The following is an 18224-nucleotide window of genomic DNA, read 5'->3' as shown; positions in this document are numbered from 1 at the left end:
CGGCATGCCCGCAGACCTCTCGACCGTCTCGTCGACGACCGCCGCCGCACCCCGCCGTCCCGCGCTCGGCGTGATGCTGCCCCGTACGCTGCCCGCCGACCGCATCGTGCCGTTCGCGCGGCGCGCGGAGGAGGTCGGGCTCGACGAGGTGTGGGTCGTCGAGGACCTCACCTTCCACGGCGGGATCGCACAGGCGGCGACGATCCTCGCGACGACGGAGCGGATCGGCGTCGGGATCGGCATCCTCCCCGCGGCGACGCGCACGCCGTCGACGGCCGCGATGGAGGCCGCGACGCTCGCCGCGCTGCACCCGGGGCGCCTCCAGCTCGGGCTCGGGCACGGCATGCCGTCGTGGATGCGGCAGATCGGGGCGTGGCCCGCGAGCCCGCTCGCGATGCTGGAGGAGACGACGGCGGCGGTGCGCGCGCTGCTGCACGGCGAGCGGGTCACGGCGTCCGGGCGGTACGTGCAGGTGGACGACGTCGCGCTGCACGCCCCGCCCGCCGTCGCACCCCCGGTGCTGCTCGGCGTGCGCGGTCCGCGCTCGCTCGAGGTGTCGGGCCGCGTCGCGGACGGGACCATCCTCGACATGCCGGTCACACCCGAGTACCTCGCGGGCGCGCGCGCGTCGATCGACGCCGGCCGGGCGTCCGCAGGGGACGCCGTGCCGCCGGAGCACCGGGTCGTCGCGTTCGCGCACGGTGTGGTGCACGACGACGCGGCGCTGGCCCGGTCGCTCGCGCGCCCGGGTCTCGCGGTGCTCGCGCTGCCGGACTGGGCCGTGCACGTGGACCCGCTGCCGTTCGCCGACGCGCTGCGGGCGCTGGCCCGCGGGAGCGCGTCGCCCGAGGCGTTCGCCGCGGCGGCGCCCGACGCGTGGGTCGACGCGCTGACCGTCACGGGGACGCCGTCGGACGTGCGGGACCGGCTCGCGCTGCTCGGCGAGCACGGCGTGTCGAGCGTCGTGATGGCGCCGGTGAGCCCCGACCCGACCCGTCCGGACGACCCGTTCGCGGCGCTCGACGCGCTCGAGGCGGTCACCGCACTGCGCTGACACCGCCGAGAGAGAGCCCTGGTCGCCGAGGTAGAACCGTGGTCGGCGACCAGGGCTCTACCTCGCGGACCAGGGCTCTACCTCGCGGACCAGGCTCTACCTCGGGGGCTCAGTAGCGCCAGCTCTGCATGTCCTGCTGGTACGTGCGCTGGACGACCGGCGAGAGCAACGTCGACGGCGGCAGGTCGCGCCGCGGGTTGTCCGCCGGGAGGCGCGTCGTCGCGGCGAGCGACGCGGCGTCGTGGAAGCGCAGCCCGTCGGGGAGGGGCGTGCGGGCGAAGAGTCCGTCCGCGCCGTCGGGCATCTGGTCGAGCTCCGGGCCGGGACCCGGGCCCGGCCCGGAGCCAGGAAGCGAGAGGACGAAGCCCCACTCGCCGAACGACGGGACGTTGACGCCGAGCGGCACGACGGTCCGCTCCGGACCGGCTGCCTCGGCCGACGCGACCACCTGCCAGAACGCGTGGGGCGTGAAGTAGGTCGACGTCGCCTGGGTCGCGAACGCGCCGCCCGGCCGCAGGTGCGCGGCCACCATCGCGTAGAACTCCTGCGAGTAGAGCTTGGCGACACGCTCGCCCGACGGGTCGACGAGGTCGACGAGCACGACGTCGAACGACGCGTCCGTCTCGTCGAGCCAGCGGAACGCGTCGGCGTTGACCACGGTGACGCGCTCGTCGTCGAGAGCGTGCTCGTTGAGGTCGGCGAGCAGGCGGTTCTCGCGCGCGAGGTCGGTCACGGCCGGGTCGAGGTCGACGAGCGTGACGTCCCGCACGGACCCGTAGCGCAGCACCTCGCGCGCGAGCAGGCCGTCGCCGCCGCCGAGGATCGCGACCGACGCGGGAGCCGTCACCGACGTCATCGCCGCGTGCGCGAGGGTCTCGTGGTACCGCGCCTCGTCGACGGAGGAGAACTGGAGCTGGTCGTTCAGGTAGAAGCGGACGTCGCCCTGGTAGTCGGTGACGACGAGGCGCTGGTACGCGCTCGACTCCTGCACGACGACCGGGTCGGTGTACATCCGGGCGCTGATCGACGTCTCGAGCCACGTCGAGGCGGCGAACCCGCCGAGCAGCGCGGCGAGCGTCACCCACGTCAGCGCCGTCCACCGCGGCGGGTGGCCCAGGCGCGCGAGCATGAACAGCGCGACGGCCACGTTGAGCACCGCGACGGCGAACGCCGTGCGCACGAGCCCGAGGTACGGAAGCAGGAGGAACGGGAACAGCAGCGACGCGGCGAGGGCACCGAAGTAGTCGAGCGCGAGCACCTTGGACAGGAGCGACACGGACTCGTCGCGCCCGTGCTCCTTGAGCAGCGCGACGAGCAGCGGGATCTCGACGCCGATCGCCGTCCCGATCGCGAGCGAGAGCAGGACGAACACCGGCCAGTACAGCTCCGTCTGCGCGTACGCCCAGAACAGCACGAGCACCGAGGTGCCGCCGAGCAGGCTCAGCACGAGCTCGTTGCGGACGAAGTTCAGCCCTGCCTCGCGCTGGAGCCGCGGCGCGAGCAGCGAACCGAGGCCCATGCCGAACAGCGTCAGGCCGGTCGCGACGGAGAACGCGACGACGGAGTCCCCGAACAGGTACGACGCCGCCGTGCCGAGGATCAGCTCGTAGACGATGCCGCCGACAGCGACGAGCAGCGCCGCGGCGAACACCGTCGGACGGTCCATGCGGCGCGCCCGTCCGGTGCGCGGGAGGACGGCGGAACCGCCGTCGTCGGCCGGGGTGGGATCGAGGACGGCCGCCGGTGCGTGCTGGTCGACCATGCTCAGGAGCTGATGGTCCCCGCGATGATCAGGCCGATCGCGATGGCCAGACCCGCGATCATCACGCCGAAGGCGACGTTGTGCTCGTCGACGAGCTCACGGTGCAGGTTGAGGCGGAAGAGCTTGTTCGCCACGACGAGCGTGAGCAGGAGCAGGACGATGCCGAGCACCGAGTAGAGGATCGTGGACAGGAAGGCCCACAGGAACGCGAGCGAGGCGACGGACACGGAATCTCCTGGGTGGTGGGTGGTCGGTCAGGACGGGCAGGTCGGGCTGGACGGCTCGGGCACGACGCCGGTGCGGCGCGTCACTTCCCGACGCCCCCTCCGCCGTAGAGCGTGCGGCGGTAGCACGACGTCGTGGAGTCGGTCGCGGCCGGTGTCGGGGTCCCGCTCGCGGGCGCGGTCGTCACGACGGTCCGCGGCGTGCAGGATGCGCCGTCGTCCCGGCTCGCCTGGCACGCGCTGAACGAGAGGAGCAGCACGAACGCCCCGGCGATGGCGGCAGCGACCGCACCCGTCCGCGAGCGCGGCGTGAGACGGCGGCCGAACAGGCGCGTCTGCTCTGCGACGTCGAGGCGCCGCCCCGCGTACACGCTCGTCACGGGACCGAGCGGGCCCGTGGTGCGCTCGACGGAGACGACGACGCCGTGTCCGGTGAGGTCGGCGTACTCCACCTGCTGGCCGGGCACGAACGGCTCCGCGAACGTCCCCTCGACGGACCGCACGGTGCCCGTCCCGCGCTCGCGCACCGTGAGCCGGTGCGGGCGGCCGTCGAGCCGCAGGTCGAGCTGCCTCCCGCGGTGCAGGCCGGACAGGTCGACGACGGGAGGGTCCGACTCCGTGGGGCGGTACAGCGTGAGCTCGCGCTCGTCGTGGTCGTACTCGAGCCACACGTCCGACCCGTCGTGACCGATGAGCTGCCACTCCTCCCACGTGAACGTCGTCCCGGCTTCGCGCATCTCGAGCACGGCCGAGGCACGCACCGTCGTGCGCACGGCATCCCGTCCCGCGCCCGTCGCCACGAGCTCCTCCCCCACCCGGAGCGTGAGGCGCCGTCCTCCGCTCACAGCAGGCTCCGCACCGCGACGTCGCCCGCCGCGAACGCGTCGGCCAGGAGGGTGCGCACGTCGTCGGCGAACGTCGGGGACGACGGCGCGCGGCACGTCGTCAGGGTCACGTACGCGGCGCCGTGCTCGGGCCACGTGTGCACCGCGAGGTGCGACTCCGCGAGGAGGACCGCGATGCTCGTGCCCTGCGGCTCGAACCGGTGCGCGACCTCGCCGAGCGGCGTCATGCCCGCGAGGCGCACGACCGCGTCGAGCGACGCGCGCACGGTCGCCTCGTCGTCGAGCAGGCGGGGATCGGCTCCCGTCACGTCGAAGACGTGGACGAGGTTGCGGTGCACGGCTCAGCTCCCGACGACGGCGCGACCGACCCCGGACGAACCGCCCGGACCGGGCCCGCGACGTCGGGCCGCGCACACCCTAGCGGACCACGTCGCACGGGTCGCACGCCCGTCCGGCAGTACGACATCGCGAGATAGAACCGCCGGTCGCGAGGTAGAACCCCGCGGCCTCTACCTCGCGACCGGGGGTTCTATCTCGCGACGGCGGCCTCCCGGGTAGCCCGGACGCCCGCGCGCTGCGGGACGGCACGGAGGTCGTTGGCGCTGCGCAGCACGGGCGCCGCGGCGAGCGCCGCCGGGTCGAGCTCTGCCGTCGTGGTGACCGTGATCGTCGCCGTGCTGCCGGCGGGCAGGCTCAGCAGGGCGTCGTCGGCGACGGCGTCCGGCGCGAGCCGGTCGGCGAGGACCGCGACGTCGCGCACGAGCGAGCGGGCCCGCACGTGCACGCGGTAGCCGTCCGCGCAGCGCTCGACCCGGACCTCCGCCGCGTGCGGGTCGAGACGCAGGTGCACGTCCTCGACGAACGTGTGCACGACCCGCTCCGGACCGAGGTCCACGACGAGCACCGCGTCCGTCGGGTCCGCGGGCCGCGCCAACGTGTCGGGGACCGCGACGAGCAGCACCGACCGCAGCGGCACCGACACCGCGACCGTCCCGCGTGCCGGGTCCATCCCGTCGAGCCGCTCGAGCCGCATCGACAGCGCGCCGCGCCACGACTCGTCGTGGTCGTTGACGACGGCGACGTGCGGCGACCCGTCGCGCTCCACCACCGCGAGCGCCCGCGGCGCGAACGCCCGCCGCATCGCGTACCAGAGCGGCTTGGGCCGTTCTTCCGAGTCGATCGCCGACCAGCTCGTCACCGGCCAGCAGTCGTTGAGCTGCCAGACGATCGCGCCCGCCGTCCGCGGCCACCACGACCGGTAGTGGTCGAGCGCGTGCGCGACGGCGCGGGCCTGGTTGAGCTGCGCGGCCCAGTGCCAGTCCGCGAACCGGGCGGACACGCCGAGGTGCGGCGCCATGCCGCGGTCGAGCTTGCCGTTGCCGTCGTCGGCCTTCTGGTGCACGAGCCACACGGGGTCCGCGGTGGGCTCGGGCGCGTCGGCGAGCGGACCGCCGTCGACGGCGTGCACCGCGTCCGTGAGCGTGCGCCACGTCGGCGGTCCCTGGAACCCGAACTCCGAGCAGAAGCGCGGCACCTCGTCGCGGTACGCGCGGTAGTCGACGCGGTTCCACACCTCCCACTGGTGGTGGGTGCCGTGGTCGGGGTCGTTGGGGTGCAGGTCGGGCCGGCCGGGGCTGTACGGGCTGTTGTCGGTGTACGGGCGCGTCGGGTCGACGTCCGCGACGACGCGCGGCAGCAGGTCACGCGCGTACCCCTCGCCCCAGGTCAGCCCGCCGAGCCGATCCTTCCAGCCCCAGTCCTCGTGGCCCCACACGTTCTCGTTGCCGCCGTTCCAGATCACGAGCGACGGGTGCGGCACGAGCCGCGCGACGTTCTCCCGCGCCTCGGCCTCGATCTCGGACCACAGCTCGTCGTCCTCGCTGTAGGCAGCGCACGCGAGGAGGAAGTCCTGCCACACGAGGAGCCCGCGCTCGTCCGCGAGGTCGTAGAAGTCCTCGGACTCGTACATCCCGCCTCCCCACACGCGCAGCAGGTTGAGGTTGCCCTCGACGGCCTGGTCGAGCCGCCGGGCCAACCGCTCGCGCGTGAGGCGCGTGACGAGGTGGTCGTCGGGGATCCAGTTCGCGCCGCGCACGAACACGGGCCGCTCGTTGACGTGCAGCACGAACGGCGTGCCGTGCTCGTCGGGCGTCGTGTCGATCCGCACCGTGCGGAACCCGACCCGCCGCCGCCACGCGTCGAGCGCGGCGCCGTCGGGCGTCGCGAGCGTCACGTCGACCCCGACGAGCGGCTGCGCACCGTGCCCGACGGGCCACCACACGGGCGCGTTCGGGACGTCGAGCGACACGACGGCCGACGTCGCACCGGCCGCCACCTCGACGCGCGCCCGTGGCGTCCGCCCGGCGGCGGGACCCCACCCGGGCAGGTCGAGCGCGACGTCGAGCGCGACGTCGAGCACGAGCGGTCCGGCAGGTACGAGCGACGAGCGCTGGACGTCCACGTGGACCTCCAGCCGGCCGGTCCCGGTCGCTCCGTCGGGCGCGAGGTCGGCGACGTGCACGAACGGCCGAACGCGGTCGAGCCGCGCGACGCTCCACCGCTCGACGCGCACGGGCTTCCAGATGCCCGCGGTCCGCAGGTCGGGGCCCCAGTCCCACCCGTACGAGCACGCCATCTTCCGGATCGCGTTGAACGTGTTCGGGTACGCCGACGGGCGCGGCCCCAGGCGCTCGCTCGCCGCGTCCGACCACGCGGTCGCCGAGCCGAGCGCGACGACCAGGTCTCGCTCGGCACCGTCCGCGAACCGCCGCACGTCCACGCGGTGCGAGCGGTGCATGTTCCGGCTCGTCAGGACCGTCTCGTCGCCCAGGCGCACGTCGGCGACGGTGTCGAGGCCGTCGAGCACGAGGTCGACGTGCTCGTCGTCGGCCGCGGGGTCCAGCCGCAGGGCGCGCTGGTACTCCCAGTCCGCCCCGTGCACCCACGCGAGCGCCGACTCGTTCGCGTCGAGGTACGGGTCCGGGATCAGCCCCGCCGCGAGGAGGGCGGTGTGCGCGTCCCCCGGGACCGGCGCGGGCACGACGGCGGCGCGCACCGGGGCGGGCACGTCACCCGACGTGGCGCGCAGGGTCCAGCCGGCGGTCAGGTCGACGGTCGTCATGCGGGTTCTCCCTCGGGGTGCAGGGTTCGGTTGCTCGGAGTGGTCGGGGTGGTCGGGGTGGTCGGGGTGGTGCCGATGGTCCCGGTCGACCACGCGCGCCACCATGCGTCGGCGATCGCCGCGTGGCCGGCAGGGGTCGGGTGGACGCCGTCGGCGGCGACGGCGCGCGGGCCGATCTCGCGGGCGAGGTCGGCCATGACGGTGGCGAGCGGGACGAACACCGCCCCGACGTCGCGCGCCACCCGTGCGACGGCGTCCTGCTTCGGACCGAGGTCGTCGGCCCACGCCTGCGCGTCGGTGAGCGGCAGCGCGAACGGCTCGACGAGCACGAGGCGGGTCCCCCGCGCGTGCCACGGCGCGACGAGCGCTCGCAGGGTCGCCTCGAACGCGTCGACCGGCGTGACCTCGCCCGCGTCGAGGGCGCGCCACGTGTCGTTGACCCCGACGTAGAGCGACAGCACGTCGGCGTCGAACGGGAGGACGTCGCGCTCCCAGCGCGCGAGGAGGTCGCTCGCCCGGTCGCCGCCGACCCCGGTGTTGTGGACGGTCGACCCGGCGAGCGGGCCGCGCGCGAGCAGGCCCACGTAGCCGGTGCCGACGTCGTCGGGGTCGGAGCGGTCGCGCCCCCACTCCGTGATCGAGTCGCCCGCGAACACGACGTGCCGGGGTGCGTCGGTGCCACCGGTGCCGCCGGTCACGACCGCAGCTCCGCGATCCGGCGCTCGGGGTCGGGCGCGGCGGCCGCGAGCGTGCGCGTGTACTCGTGCTGCGGTCGCAGGATGACGTCGTCGGCCGGGCCCGCCTCCACCACGACGCCGCGGTGCAGCACCATGACCTCGTCGGAGAAGTGCCGGGCGGTCGCGAGGTCGTGCGTGATGTAGAGGACGCCGAGGTTCTCCTCGCGCTGCAGCCGCGCGAGCAGGTTGAGCACCCCGAGGCGGATGGACACGTCGAGCATCGACACGGGCTCGTCGGCGACGAGGATGCCTGGCTCCGGCGCGAGCGCCCGCGCGATCGCGATGCGCTGGCGCTGCCCGCCGGAGAGCTCGTGCGGCTTGCGCTGCGCGTACTCCTCGGCCGGGTCGAGGCGCACGCGGTGCAGGAGCTGGAGCACGCGCTCGTGGACCTGCCGCCGGTCGAGGTCCGGGTGGTGCAGCGCGACCGCCCGCGCGAGGTGGTGCCCCGCCGAGTGGTACGGGTTGAGCGACGCGAACGGGTCCTGGAACACCATCTGCACCGCCTTGCGGTACGCGGACCGCGCGCGACGCCCCCGGCCCACGGGGGCGCCGTCGACCAGGATCTCGCCCGACGACGGGCGTTCGAGCTGCATGAGCAGCTTGGCGATCGTGGACTTGCCCGAGCCGGACTGCCCGACGAGCGCGACCGTGCTGCCGGGCTGGAGCGTAAAGCTCACGTGGTCGACGGCACGCAGCCGGGTCGAGCGCAGGCCGCTGCGCAGGCGGTAGTCCTTGACCAGGTCACGGGCCTCGAGCGTGGTCATGCGGTCTCCTCCTCGTCCGTGGCGTCCTGCGTCGTCTCGTCGAGCACCTCGTCCTCGAGGTCGGCGTCCCCCGCGCGGACGAAGTCGCCGCGCTCGCCGGTCAGCGACGGGAACGACGCGAGCAGCCGCCGCGTGTACGGGTGCTGCGGGTCGGTGTACAGCGTGACGGCGTCAGCCTGCTCGACGATCCGGCCCGCGCGCATGACGGCGATCCGGTCGCTGATCTCCAGCAGGAGCGGCAGGTCGTGCGTGATGAACACGACGGCGAACCCGAGCTCCGCCCGCAGTCGCGTGATCTCGCGCAGGATCTCGCGCTGGACCACGACGTCGAGCGCGGTCGTCGGCTCGTCCATGACGAGCACCTGCGGCTCGAGCGCGAGCGCCATGGCGATCATGACGCGCTGGCGCATGCCCCCCGAGAGCTCGTGCGGGTAGGAGCCGAGCCGGCCGGCGTCGACCCCGACGCGCTCGAGGAGCTCGCCGCACCGCGCGCGCCGCTCGCGGCGCGACAGCCCGGGTCGGTGCGTCGTGAAGACGTCCTCGAACTGCGACCGGATCGTGAGCACCGGGTTGAGCGAGTTCATCGCGCCCTGGAACACCATGGCGACCTTGTCCCAGCGGAACGCCCGCAGGTCCTCGCCGTGCAGCGACGAGAGGTCGACGGTGTACCCCTCGCGCGAGTGGAACACCGCGCGGCCCGACGTGATCGCGGCCGGCGGCTTGAGCAGGCGCGTCACGCCGTACGCGAGCGTGGATTTGCCGCACCCGCTCTCGCCAGCCAGCCCGAGGATCTCGCCGCGGCGCAGCACGAGGTCCACGTGCTGCACCGCCGCGACGGGCGGGTCGACGAGGTACGTCACGGAGAAGTCCTCGATCTCGAGGACGGGGTGCGAGCCGACGACGGCCGTCGGCTGGTCCTGGAGCGTGCCCTCAGTCATGCCGTCACCTCGTCGGCCTCGCGGAGCTGCTCGCGCGACATGCGCCACCGCTTGCGCTGGGAGCGGGTCTGGGCGCGCAGCTTCGGGTTGATGATCTCGTCGATGGAGAAGTTGATGAGCGACAGCGCGGCGCCGAACAGCGCGAGCATGAGGCCCGGCGGCACGAACCACCACCACGCGCCCAGGCGCAGGGCGAGGCCGTTCTGCGCGTAGTAGAGCATCGTTCCCCACGTGAAGGAGTTCGAGGCCCCGAGCCCCAGGAACGACAGGCCCGCCTCCCCGAGGATCGCGAAGATCACGGCGAACACGACCTGCGACGCGAGGATCGGCACGAGGTTCGGCAGGATCTCGACGGCGAGGATGCGCCAGCTCCGCTCGTCGGCCACGCGCGACGCGAGCACGTAGTCGCGCTCGCGCAGCGACAGCGTGTAGCCGCGCAGCACGCGCGCCGACCCCGCCCAGCTCGTGATCGCGAGGACGAGCGCGACGAGCCACACCGACTTCTGCGGCACGTAGCTCGAGATGACGATGACGAGCGGGAGGCCGGGGAGCACGAGCATGACGTTCGAGAACAGCGAGAACGCCTCGTCGACCCAGCCGCCGACGAACGTGCCGACGACGCCGAAGAACGCCGAGAGCACGAGCGTGAGGACACCGACGACGAGCCCGATGGTCAGCGACCCGCGCGTCGCGTGGGCGAGCTGCGCGACCACGTCCTGGCCGGTCTGCGTCGTCCCGAGCGGGTGCCCGGGTCCGGGCGGGGACAGCCCGATGTCGGAGACGGTCGACGGGTTGCCGACGAACAGCGGCCCGAGCAGGCCGAACAGGACGATCGCCCCGGCGACGGTCAGCCCGACGCCGAGCTTGAGCGTCATCGGCGGCAGGACGCGGCGCCGGCGGCGGCCGCTGGAGGCCTCGGCGGCCTCCTCGGCGGCGAGCGCCGGGTCTTGGGTGGTGATGGCCATGCGAGCCTCCTAGGACCGGGCCCGCGTGCGCGGGTCGATCACGCCGTACAGGAGGTCGACCAGGAGGTTGGCCCCGAGCACGGACAGGGTGATGACGAGGAACACGCCCTGCATGAGCGCGTAGTCGTTGCTGTTGACCGCCTGGAGCAGCGCGGACCCGATGCCGGGGTACGAGAACACCGCCTCGGTGACGATCGACCCGGCGACGACGAAGCCGAGCGAGATGGCGAACCCGGACAGCGACGGCAGGACGGCGTTGCGCGCGGCGTAGGCGAACCGGATGCGGCGCGGGCGCAGGCCCTTGGCCTCGGCGGTGACGAGGTAGTCCTCGGCGAGCGTCGAGACCATCATGTTGCGCATCCCGAGCATCCAGCCGCCGACCGACGAGATGACGATCGTCAGCGCGGGCAGCGTGCCGTGGTAGATCACGGACGACACGAACGCCCACGTCGGTTCCGGGCCGGCGAACGTGTAGACGTCGTAGCCGTGGCTCAGCGGGAAGACGGGCCAGACGCTGCCGAGCAGGAAGAGCAGGAGCAGCGCGAGCCAGAAGTAGGGGACGGACTGGAGCATGGTCGCGGCGGGGACGAGGTTGTCGACGAACGACCCTCTCTTCCAGCCCGCGAGCATGCCGAGCCCGACGCCGATCGCGAACGACACGACGGTCGACAGGCCGATGAGCCCGACGGTCCACGGCAGCGTCTGGCCGATGACCTGGCCCACGCCCGCCGGGAAGTACGCGACCGACGTCCCGAGGTCGCCCTGCGCGAGCGCCTGGAGGTACGTGACGTACTGGCTCCACAGCGACGCGTCGGTGTCGGTGCCGAGCATGGCCTCGATCGCGTCGCGCGTGGCCGGCGAGACCGGACCCTTCGTCGCGAGCTTGGAGAGCATGATGTCGACGGGGTTGCCCGGCATGAGCCGGGGGATGAGGAAGTTGAGCGTCAGCGCGGCCCACAGGGCCACGACGTAGAAGCCCGCCTTCCGGAGTACGAAGCGCACCGGTCGAACCTCCCTGTTCGTCCTGCTGCCCGGCTGGGTGGTCCCGGCGCCGCCGGTCGCCGCGAGGCGCCGTGGGGGCCGCGCGCCGCGGTGGCGCCGGGACCTGTCCAGGGACGGGTCAGTTCTCCACAGGGGTGATGGACTTGAGGACGATCCCGTTGTCCCAGGCCTTCCAGGACGCGGGCATCGCGTACTTGTCGTCGTCGGTCGGCCAGCCGGTCGCCCGTGACGTGTTGAACTCCGTGAGCATCGAGTTCACGTAGATCGGGATGTACGGCAGCTCGTCCGCGATGATCTCCTGGACCTTCGCGTACTCCTCGGTCTGCACGGCCTCGTCGTCGGTCGCGCGCGCGACCGCGAGCGCCGCGTCGACGTCCGGGTTCGAGAAGCGCGCGAAGTTCCCGGCCGACGCCGTCTCGCCCACCTTCACCGTGTTCGCCGAGTCGTACTTGCCGAAGTAGGTGAAGTACGGGTTCGACGACGCCCCGAGCCCGATCGAGTCCAGGCTGAGCTGGAACGTGCCCGCCGTCTGCGCTTGGTTCCACTCGTTCCACGCGACCTGGCTCGGCACGAGCTCGATCCCGACCTCGGCGGCCTGCTGCTTCATCGCGTCGTTGAGCGAGATGAAGTCGCTCCACCCCGTGACGGTCTGGATGGTCATGGACAACCGCTGGCCGTCCTTGGTGCGGACGCCGTCGTCGCCCATGGTCCAGCCGGCGTCGTCGAGGATCTGGTTCGCCGTGTCGACGTCGGCCGTCTCGGGCACCGTGAGCAGGTCCTTGTCCGTGATCCACTTCTCGTCGCGCTCGGGCAGGAGCAGCGTCGGCGACGCGGTCTCGGCGAACCCGCCCCCCGCGAGGTTGTTGAGCTGCGTGCGGTCGATCGCGTGGTAGAGCGCCTGGCGGACCGCCTTGTCGGTCTGCGGCCCCTCGCACCCGAGCTCGGCGTTCGAGCACGTGTAGATCGACGCCGTGAGCGCGGGGGTGTTCACGTACGACAGGTCGGGGTTCGTCTCGATGAGGTCCTCGAGGCCGGGCAGGAACGACGACATCCAGTCGACGTCGCCCGCGGTGAGGGCGGCGCTCGCGGCGTCCGCGGTGTCGAGGGCGATGTAGCGCACCTCGTCGACCTTGGGCAGGCCCTCCTCCCAGTACTCGGGATTCTTCTCGAGCACGTAGGACTGCGCGGAGAACGACTTGACCGTGTACGGGCCCGTGCCGACGGGGTCGCTGTTGATCTCGGTCACCGGGTCGGCGACGTCCTTCCACACGTGCTCGGGCACGATCGCCTGGTTCCCCAGGACGGCGGGCTCCTGCATGAACGACGTCTCGGGGAACGTGAGCGTCACCGTGGTGTCGTCGGTCGCCTCGGCCGTCGCGGCGAGCCCGCTCGTGTTGAGCGCGGGGGTGTCCTTGATGAGGTTGAACGTGAAGGCGACGTCGGCGGCGGTGAACGGCTCGCCGTCGCTCCACGACACGCCCTCGCGCGTCGTGATGGTGAGGACGGTGCCGTCCTCGTTCCACTCGAAGCCGGTGGCGAGCAGCGGCGTCGGCTCGGCGTCGCTCGCGAGGTTGTACCAGTAGAGCGGCTGGAAGATCACGCCGAGGGTCGGCTGGAGCGCCGTCGTGCTCAGCGGGTTGAAGTTCTCGGTGATCGTGCCCGTCGAGCCGTTGAACACGGTGATCGACGTGCCGTCGCCGGCGGACGTGGTGCCGTCGCCGGCACCGCCGCTGCAGCCGGCGAGCAGGGCGACCGACGCGACGGCGGCGGCCGCGACGGTGAGCGTTCGGGTGCGGTGCAGGAACATCAGTGGTCCTCCTCGGGTGGCGACCGGCCGACGGTGGCCGGTTCTGGGCGATGACCGCAGGAGGATTCTTGCCCTACTAAATTTACCGTGTCAATATATCGCCGCGGCTCGGCACCGGCGTCGGGCACCTCGCACCCAGCCAGGAGGTCGACGACGATGTCCCGCAGCGCCCCCGGCCGGAGCGCGACCCGCGTGGCCGTGCTCGACCTCGTGCGCTCGACCGGCACCCTCAGCCGCGTCGAGATCGCCGAGCGCACCGGCCTGACCCCGGCGACCATCACGCACGTCGTGCGCGAGCTCGTGGCCGACGGGCTCGTCCGCGAGGTCGGCCGCCAGAAGTCCGGCGGGACCCCGCGCCGCCTGCTCGCCGTCGACCCCGAGGCCTGGTACGCCGTCGGGGTCCAGCTCGACCGCTGCTCGGCGAGCGTCGTCCTGCTCGACTTCGCGGGCCGCACGGTCGCGCGGTCCGCGCTGCGCGGCACCGGGCGCGAGGCTCCGGGCGACTATCTCGGCGTCGTCGCCGCACAGGTCCGGGCCGTGCTCGACGACGCGGGCGTGGGCGCCGAGCGCGTGCTCGGCGTGGGCCTCGCGACGCACGGCCCGCAGGACGAGGAGCGGGGCGTGCTCCTCACCCCGCAGCCCACCCCCGCGTGGCGCGGGTACCCGCTCGTCACCGACCTCGCCGAGCGCCTCGGCCTGCCCGTGCGGCTCGAGAACGACGCGACCGCTGCCGCCGTCGGCGAGCAGTGGGCCGGCGAGCAGGTCACGGGCAGCTCCCCCGCGACGTTCGGGCTCGTCTACTGCAGCAGCGGCCTGGGCGGGGGCGTCGTCGTCGACGGTCTCGCGTACCGCGGGCTGTCGGGCAACGCCGTCGAGCTCGGCCACATCAGCCTCGACCGCGTGGGGCCACGCTGCCGCTGCGGCAACCGCGGCTGCGTCGAGGTGCTCGCCGGGCCCGAGGCCGTCGTCGCGCGCGCCCTCGCCGAGCCCGGGCTCGACCACCTCGGCCTCACGGGCCTGCCCGACGAGACGCTCGTCGAGCTCGAGCGCGTCGCGCGCGCGGCGCGGGACGGGAGCGTCGCGGCCGCGCGGCTGCTGGGCGACGCGGGGGACGCCCTCGGGCTCGCGGCGGTCACGCTCGCGAACCTCTTCGACCTGGACGTCGTGGTCTTCGCCGGGCCCGCGCTGGGCACGGTGGGCGACGTCGTCGTACCCCGCGTCCAGCGCTCGCTCGACCGGGCCGCGTACAACCGGGACCTGCGGCCGGTCCGTGCGACCCTGTCGACGCACGGCACGACGGCCGCGGCCGTCGGCGTCGCGGTCTCGGTGCTGCGCGGGCCTCCCGAGCCGCGCCCGGCGTCCGACGCCGCGGGCCCCGGCCCGCGCGCGGCCTGACACCGGCCGGCGACCCGCCGACGACTCGCCGACCACCCACCGCGACCACGCGACCCACACGACGAGCCAACCGAGAGGACGAGGATGGACCTCGACCGCACGATCCTGCGCCGCGACGACGTCGCCCTGGTCGTCGAGACCTGCGCCGCGGGCCTGCCCGCGGTGCTGCACTGGGGCGCCGACCTCGGCGAGCTCGACGACGCGCTCCTCGACGGGCTCGCGCTCGCCACGACGCGCCAGACGCCGCCCGGGACGCTCGACGCGGCGTGGCGCCTCAGCCTCCTCCCGCAGGACTCCGAGGGCTGGGCCGGGCGCCCCGGCGTCCTCCTCGAGTGGGCCGGACGCCCGGTGTTCCCGCGGTGGGCGACGCGGGCCCGGCGCGAGCGCGGTGCCGACGGCGAGAGCGAGGCCGCGCTCGTCGTCGAGGCCGCGGACGACGCCGCGGGGCTGCGCCTGGTGACGCGCCTCGCGATCGGCGCGGGCGGCGTCGTCACGGTGGACCACACGCTGACGAACGCCGGGGACGCGCCGCTCACGGTGCACCAGCTCGAGGCGACGCTCCCCGTGCCGACGCGCGCCGACCACCTCACGTCGTTCACCGGGCGGTGGACGCGCGAGAAGTCGCCGCGCACGACCGAGATGCCGCGCGGCTCGACGACGCGCCAGACCCGCCGCGGGCGCGTCGGGCACGACTCGCCGCACGTCGTGCTCGCGTCGGCGGGCACGCCGCGCGACCGGCGCGGCGACGTCTGGGCGGTCCACCTGGGGTGGAGCGCCGACGTCACGTACCGCGTCGACCGCACGCCCGAGCACCCGACGCTCCTGGGCGCGGGCGAGCTGCTGCGCCCGGGCGAGGTCGTGCTCGCACCGGGCGAGACGTACGCGGCGCCCACCACGTACTTCGCGTGGTCCGCCGACGGGCTCGACGGCGTCGCGGCGCGCTTCCACACGTTCCTGCGCGCCCGCCCGCAGCACCCGCGCTCGCCGCGACCCCTCGTGCTCAACACATGGGAGGCGGTCTACTTCGACCAGGACCCGGCACGGGTCGAGGCGCTCGCGCGACGCGCGGCCGAGGTCGGCGTGGAGCGCTTCGTGCTCGACGACGGGTGGTTCCACGACCGCCGCGACGACACCCGGGGCCTCGGCGACTGGTGGGTCGACCGGGCCGTGTGGCCCGACGGGCTCGGCCCGCTCGCGGACCTCGTGCACGGCCTCGGGATGGAGCTCGGACTGTGGTTCGAGCCGGAGATGGTCAACCTCGACTCCGACCTCGCGCGGACCCACCCCGACTGGCTGCTGCACAGCCCGACGCACCTCGACGCGCCCCCCGGGCTGTCCTGGCGCGGTCAGCACGTCCTCGACCTCGCGAACCCCGACGCGTACGCCCACGTGCGCGACGCGATGAGCGCCGTGATCGGCGAGCTGGGCGTCGACTTCGTCAAGTGGGACCACAACCGCGACCTCGTCGAGACGGTCCACGACGACCGCCCCGGCACGCACGCCCAGACCCGCGCGGCGTACGCGCTCATGGCCGAGCTCAAGGAGCGGCACCCCGGGCTCGAGATCGAGTCGTGCTCGTCGGGGGGCGCGCGGACCGACCTCGGCGTGATGGCCGTGGCCGACCGCGTCTGGGCATCGGACTCGAACGACCCCGTCGAGCGCCAGGACATCCAGCGCTGGACGCAGCTCCTCCTGCCGCCCGAGCTCGTCGGCGGGCACGTGGGCCCCGGCGAGGCGCACTCGTCCGGCCGCACGACCGACCTCTCGTACCGCCTCGCGACGAGCCTGATGGGCTCGGCCGGCTTCGAGTGGGACCTCCTCGGCTGCACGCCGGAGGAGGTCGCGACGATCACGGCCTGGGCCGCGCTGTACAAGGAGCTGCGGCACGTGCTCCACACCGGGGACGCGGTGCACGCCGACGTCGTCGATCCGGCGCTGCGCGTCGTCGGCGCGGTGCTCCCCGACCGCTCGGAGGGCGTCTGGACGATCGCGACCGTGGCGACGCTCGAGGACGCGCTGCCCGAGCGCGTCCACCTGCACGGCCTCGACCCCGACCGGCGCTACACCGTGCGCGTGCGCGACGAGATCGGTCTCGCGCGCCACGGCTGGGTCACGCCGCCGTGGCTGACCACGCCCGTCACCGTGAGCGGGCGTGTGCTCGCCGAGGTCGGGCTGCAGATCCCTGGGCTGTGGCCCGCGCAGGCGCTCGTCGTGCACGTCACCGCTGCGGACTGACACGCGGTGGGGCTCGGGCGGTCGTCGCCGCTCACCTGACCGTCGAAAGGCGGCGTGCTGACGGTCTCGACTCAGTCGCCCGTGCTCGCTACCGAGGCGGTGCGTCGCAGGCTCGCCGCGATGCACACGCCCAGGGTCGCCGACAGAGGCGCATACACGGTCAGGTCGAGCTTGTGGAAGATCCCGCGATCGCCGGTGACGTCCTGCGGCAGGAAGTAGAGCGCGCGGCCGATCAGGACCGCCGACCCGCCCCAGGCCGCGAGCCGCACCAGACGACGCAGCAGTCCAGGACGGAGCATGCTGGAGGTGGACGCTGCCACCACGCCGGAACCGCCGAAGAGGACCAGCGCCATCATCCAGGTCTCGGCGTCGGTCGGCCTCTCGGTCGAGCCGCCGATGCGCTCTGCCCAAGCCTCGTCGGTGCCGCCCGGCCATCTCCACCCGAGCGCCCATGCCGCGTGCAGCAGTCCCAGCCCGCCCAGGCCGACCGGCCCCACGAGCTCGACCGCGCCCTGCCTTCTTCGTGCAACCGCCGCGCGTCCATCCGCGCTCACCTCGAGCATCACTCGGCCTCCGATCCGAAACCATGAGTTCCGAAACTGACAGTACCGTATACTGGGGGGATGACCAGCGCACCGCAGATGGGCCGGCCCCGCGAACATCGCGTCGACCGCGCGATCCACGAGGCTGTGCGGGCGCTGCTCGCCGAGCGCGGCTACCCGTCGCTGACCGTCGACGCGGTGGCGGCACGCGCCGGAGTGGGCAAGGCGGCCATCTACCGGCGGTACGCGACGAAGCAGGAGATGACCTTCAGCGTGCTGCTGCACGACGCTCGCGAGCCCGCTCCCGAGGACACGGGCTCGCTCAAGGGCGACCTGCTGGCGTTGACGTCGCAGATCGCCGATCAGCTCGCCGGGTCCTCGGCCGGCGTGATGGCGGGTCTGCTCGCGGACGTGTACGCCGACCCCGCTCTCAACGACCGGTTCGAGCGGACATACCTCGCCGTCGAGCGCTCGATCGTCGCCACGCTCCTCGACCGCGCCGTCACCCGCGGCGAGCTGACGCATCGCCCGGACCCCGCGGTGCTCCACGTGCTGCTGCTCGGGCCGATGTTCGCGTGGCTGATCATGCTCGACGAAGACCCCGCCCGCGCCCCCGACCTGGCCGCCCTCGTCGCCGGGTTGATCCACGAATCACTCGCCTCGGGCGCACTGTCCACCGCTCCATAGGCCGAGCCCACCCACGACAACCCGGCGTGATCCGGCCCAGACCAAGGTGCTCCTCGGCTTCATCGGCACGCCGGTGACAGAGCCCTGACGACGTAGAGCGCTACCTGCACCACGCGGCGAGGCCGGTCGGGGTGCCGACCGCCTCG

Annotated in this window: 16 protein-coding genes; 4 read left to right on the top strand and 12 right to left on the bottom strand. The window is 73.5% G+C overall.

Translation table 11 applies throughout. The features are described from left to right. The first annotated feature begins 4 nt into the window (after nt 1–4). Entirely contained in the window at nt 5–1054 is a 1050-nt protein-coding gene (locus tag AC4H2G_RS20035) for an LLM class flavin-dependent oxidoreductase (RefSeq protein ID WP_494367498.1), read from the top strand. A 109-nt stretch (nt 1055–1163) separates the two neighbouring features. On the opposite strand, the gene AC4H2G_RS20030 is transcribed toward AC4H2G_RS20035, so the two are convergent. The 11 genes from AC4H2G_RS20030 to AC4H2G_RS19980 all read right to left on the bottom strand — a co-directional run bounded on the left by AC4H2G_RS20030 (nt 1164) and on the right by AC4H2G_RS19980 (nt 13219). Next, the gene (locus AC4H2G_RS20030) at nt 1164–2816 is read right to left on the bottom strand and encodes a polyamine aminopropyltransferase (RefSeq protein WP_494367497.1); all 1653 of its coding nucleotides are present in this window, start codon (nt 2814–2816) and stop codon (nt 1164–1166) included. 2 nt (nt 2817–2818) lie between these two features. Further along, nucleotides 2819–3043 carry a DUF350 domain-containing protein gene (locus tag AC4H2G_RS20025; protein WP_494367496.1) on the bottom strand — a complete coding sequence of 75 codons (225 nt, stop codon included), beginning with the start codon at nt 3041–3043 and terminating at the stop codon, nt 2819–2821. Between the two features lie 80 nt (nt 3044–3123). Further along, nucleotides 3124–3885, bottom strand: coding sequence for a DUF4178 domain-containing protein (locus tag AC4H2G_RS20020; protein ID WP_494367495.1), 762 nt, complete (start codon nt 3883–3885; stop codon nt 3124–3126). Continuing rightward, nucleotides 3882–4223 carry an S-adenosylmethionine decarboxylase family protein gene (locus AC4H2G_RS20015; protein ID WP_494367494.1) on the bottom strand — a complete coding sequence of 114 codons (342 nt, stop codon included), beginning with the start codon at nt 4221–4223 and terminating at the stop codon, nt 3882–3884. The genes AC4H2G_RS20020 and AC4H2G_RS20015 overlap by 4 nt, the downstream gene beginning before the upstream one ends. A 191-nt stretch (nt 4224–4414) precedes the next feature. After that, on the bottom strand, nt 4415–7006 hold the full coding sequence (locus AC4H2G_RS20010) for a glycoside hydrolase family 2 protein (protein ID WP_494367493.1): 2592 nt from the start codon (nt 7004–7006) through the stop codon (nt 4415–4417). Further along, nucleotides 7003–7704 (bottom strand): SGNH/GDSL hydrolase family protein, encoded by a 702-nt coding sequence (locus tag AC4H2G_RS20005; RefSeq protein ID WP_494367492.1) that lies wholly within the window; start codon nt 7702–7704, stop codon nt 7003–7005. The genes AC4H2G_RS20010 and AC4H2G_RS20005 overlap by 4 nt, the downstream gene beginning before the upstream one ends. Beyond that, on the bottom strand, nt 7701–8507 hold the full coding sequence (locus AC4H2G_RS20000) for an ABC transporter ATP-binding protein (protein WP_494367491.1): 807 nt from the start codon (nt 8505–8507) through the stop codon (nt 7701–7703). The genes AC4H2G_RS20005 and AC4H2G_RS20000 overlap by 4 nt, the downstream gene beginning before the upstream one ends. After that, nucleotides 8504–9445 (bottom strand): ABC transporter ATP-binding protein, encoded by a 942-nt coding sequence (locus tag AC4H2G_RS19995; protein WP_494367490.1) that lies wholly within the window; start codon nt 9443–9445, stop codon nt 8504–8506. Before AC4H2G_RS19995 ends, AC4H2G_RS20000 begins: the two co-directional genes overlap by 4 nt. Beyond that, entirely contained in the window at nt 9442–10410 is a 969-nt protein-coding gene (locus AC4H2G_RS19990; protein WP_494367489.1) for an ABC transporter permease, read from the bottom strand. The genes AC4H2G_RS19995 and AC4H2G_RS19990 overlap by 4 nt, the downstream gene beginning before the upstream one ends. Nucleotides 10411–10419: 9 nt before the next feature. Further along, nucleotides 10420–11412 (bottom strand): ABC transporter permease, encoded by a 993-nt coding sequence (locus tag AC4H2G_RS19985; protein WP_494367488.1) that lies wholly within the window; start codon nt 11410–11412, stop codon nt 10420–10422. A 118-nt stretch (nt 11413–11530) separates the two neighbouring features. Then, nucleotides 11531–13219: an ABC transporter substrate-binding protein gene (locus AC4H2G_RS19980; protein WP_494367487.1), complete on the bottom strand. Its 1689-nt coding sequence runs from the start codon at nt 13217–13219 to the stop codon at nt 11531–11533. A 156-nt stretch (nt 13220–13375) separates the two neighbouring features. On the opposite strand from AC4H2G_RS19980, the gene AC4H2G_RS19975 reads away from it, so the two are divergent. Then, nucleotides 13376–14614 carry an ROK family transcriptional regulator gene (locus AC4H2G_RS19975; RefSeq protein ID WP_494367486.1) on the top strand — a complete coding sequence of 413 codons (1239 nt, stop codon included), beginning with the start codon at nt 13376–13378 and terminating at the stop codon, nt 14612–14614. 84 nt (nt 14615–14698) lie between these two features. Beyond that, the gene (locus tag AC4H2G_RS19970) at nt 14699–16849 is read left to right on the top strand and encodes an alpha-galactosidase (RefSeq protein WP_494367485.1); all 2151 of its coding nucleotides are present in this window, start codon (nt 14699–14701) and stop codon (nt 16847–16849) included. 71 nt (nt 16850–16920) lie between these two features. Here AC4H2G_RS19970 and AC4H2G_RS19965 read toward each other — a convergent pair whose 3' ends face one another. Then, entirely contained in the window at nt 16921–17412 is a 492-nt protein-coding gene (locus AC4H2G_RS19965; RefSeq protein WP_494367484.1) for a DUF3995 domain-containing protein, read from the bottom strand. Nucleotides 17413–17472: 60 nt separating this feature from the next. Between AC4H2G_RS19965 and AC4H2G_RS19960 the strand changes: the two genes are divergently transcribed. Further along, nucleotides 17473–18078 (top strand): TetR/AcrR family transcriptional regulator, encoded by a 606-nt coding sequence (locus AC4H2G_RS19960; RefSeq protein WP_494367483.1) that lies wholly within the window; start codon nt 17473–17475, stop codon nt 18076–18078. The last annotated feature ends 146 nt before the right edge of the window (nt 18079–18224 follow it).

Source organism: Cellulosimicrobium sp. BMG9.23, from assembly GCF_059159985.1.
Note: the sequence above shows the minus strand (reverse complement) of the source record. Positions and strands in the feature narration are given on the sequence as shown.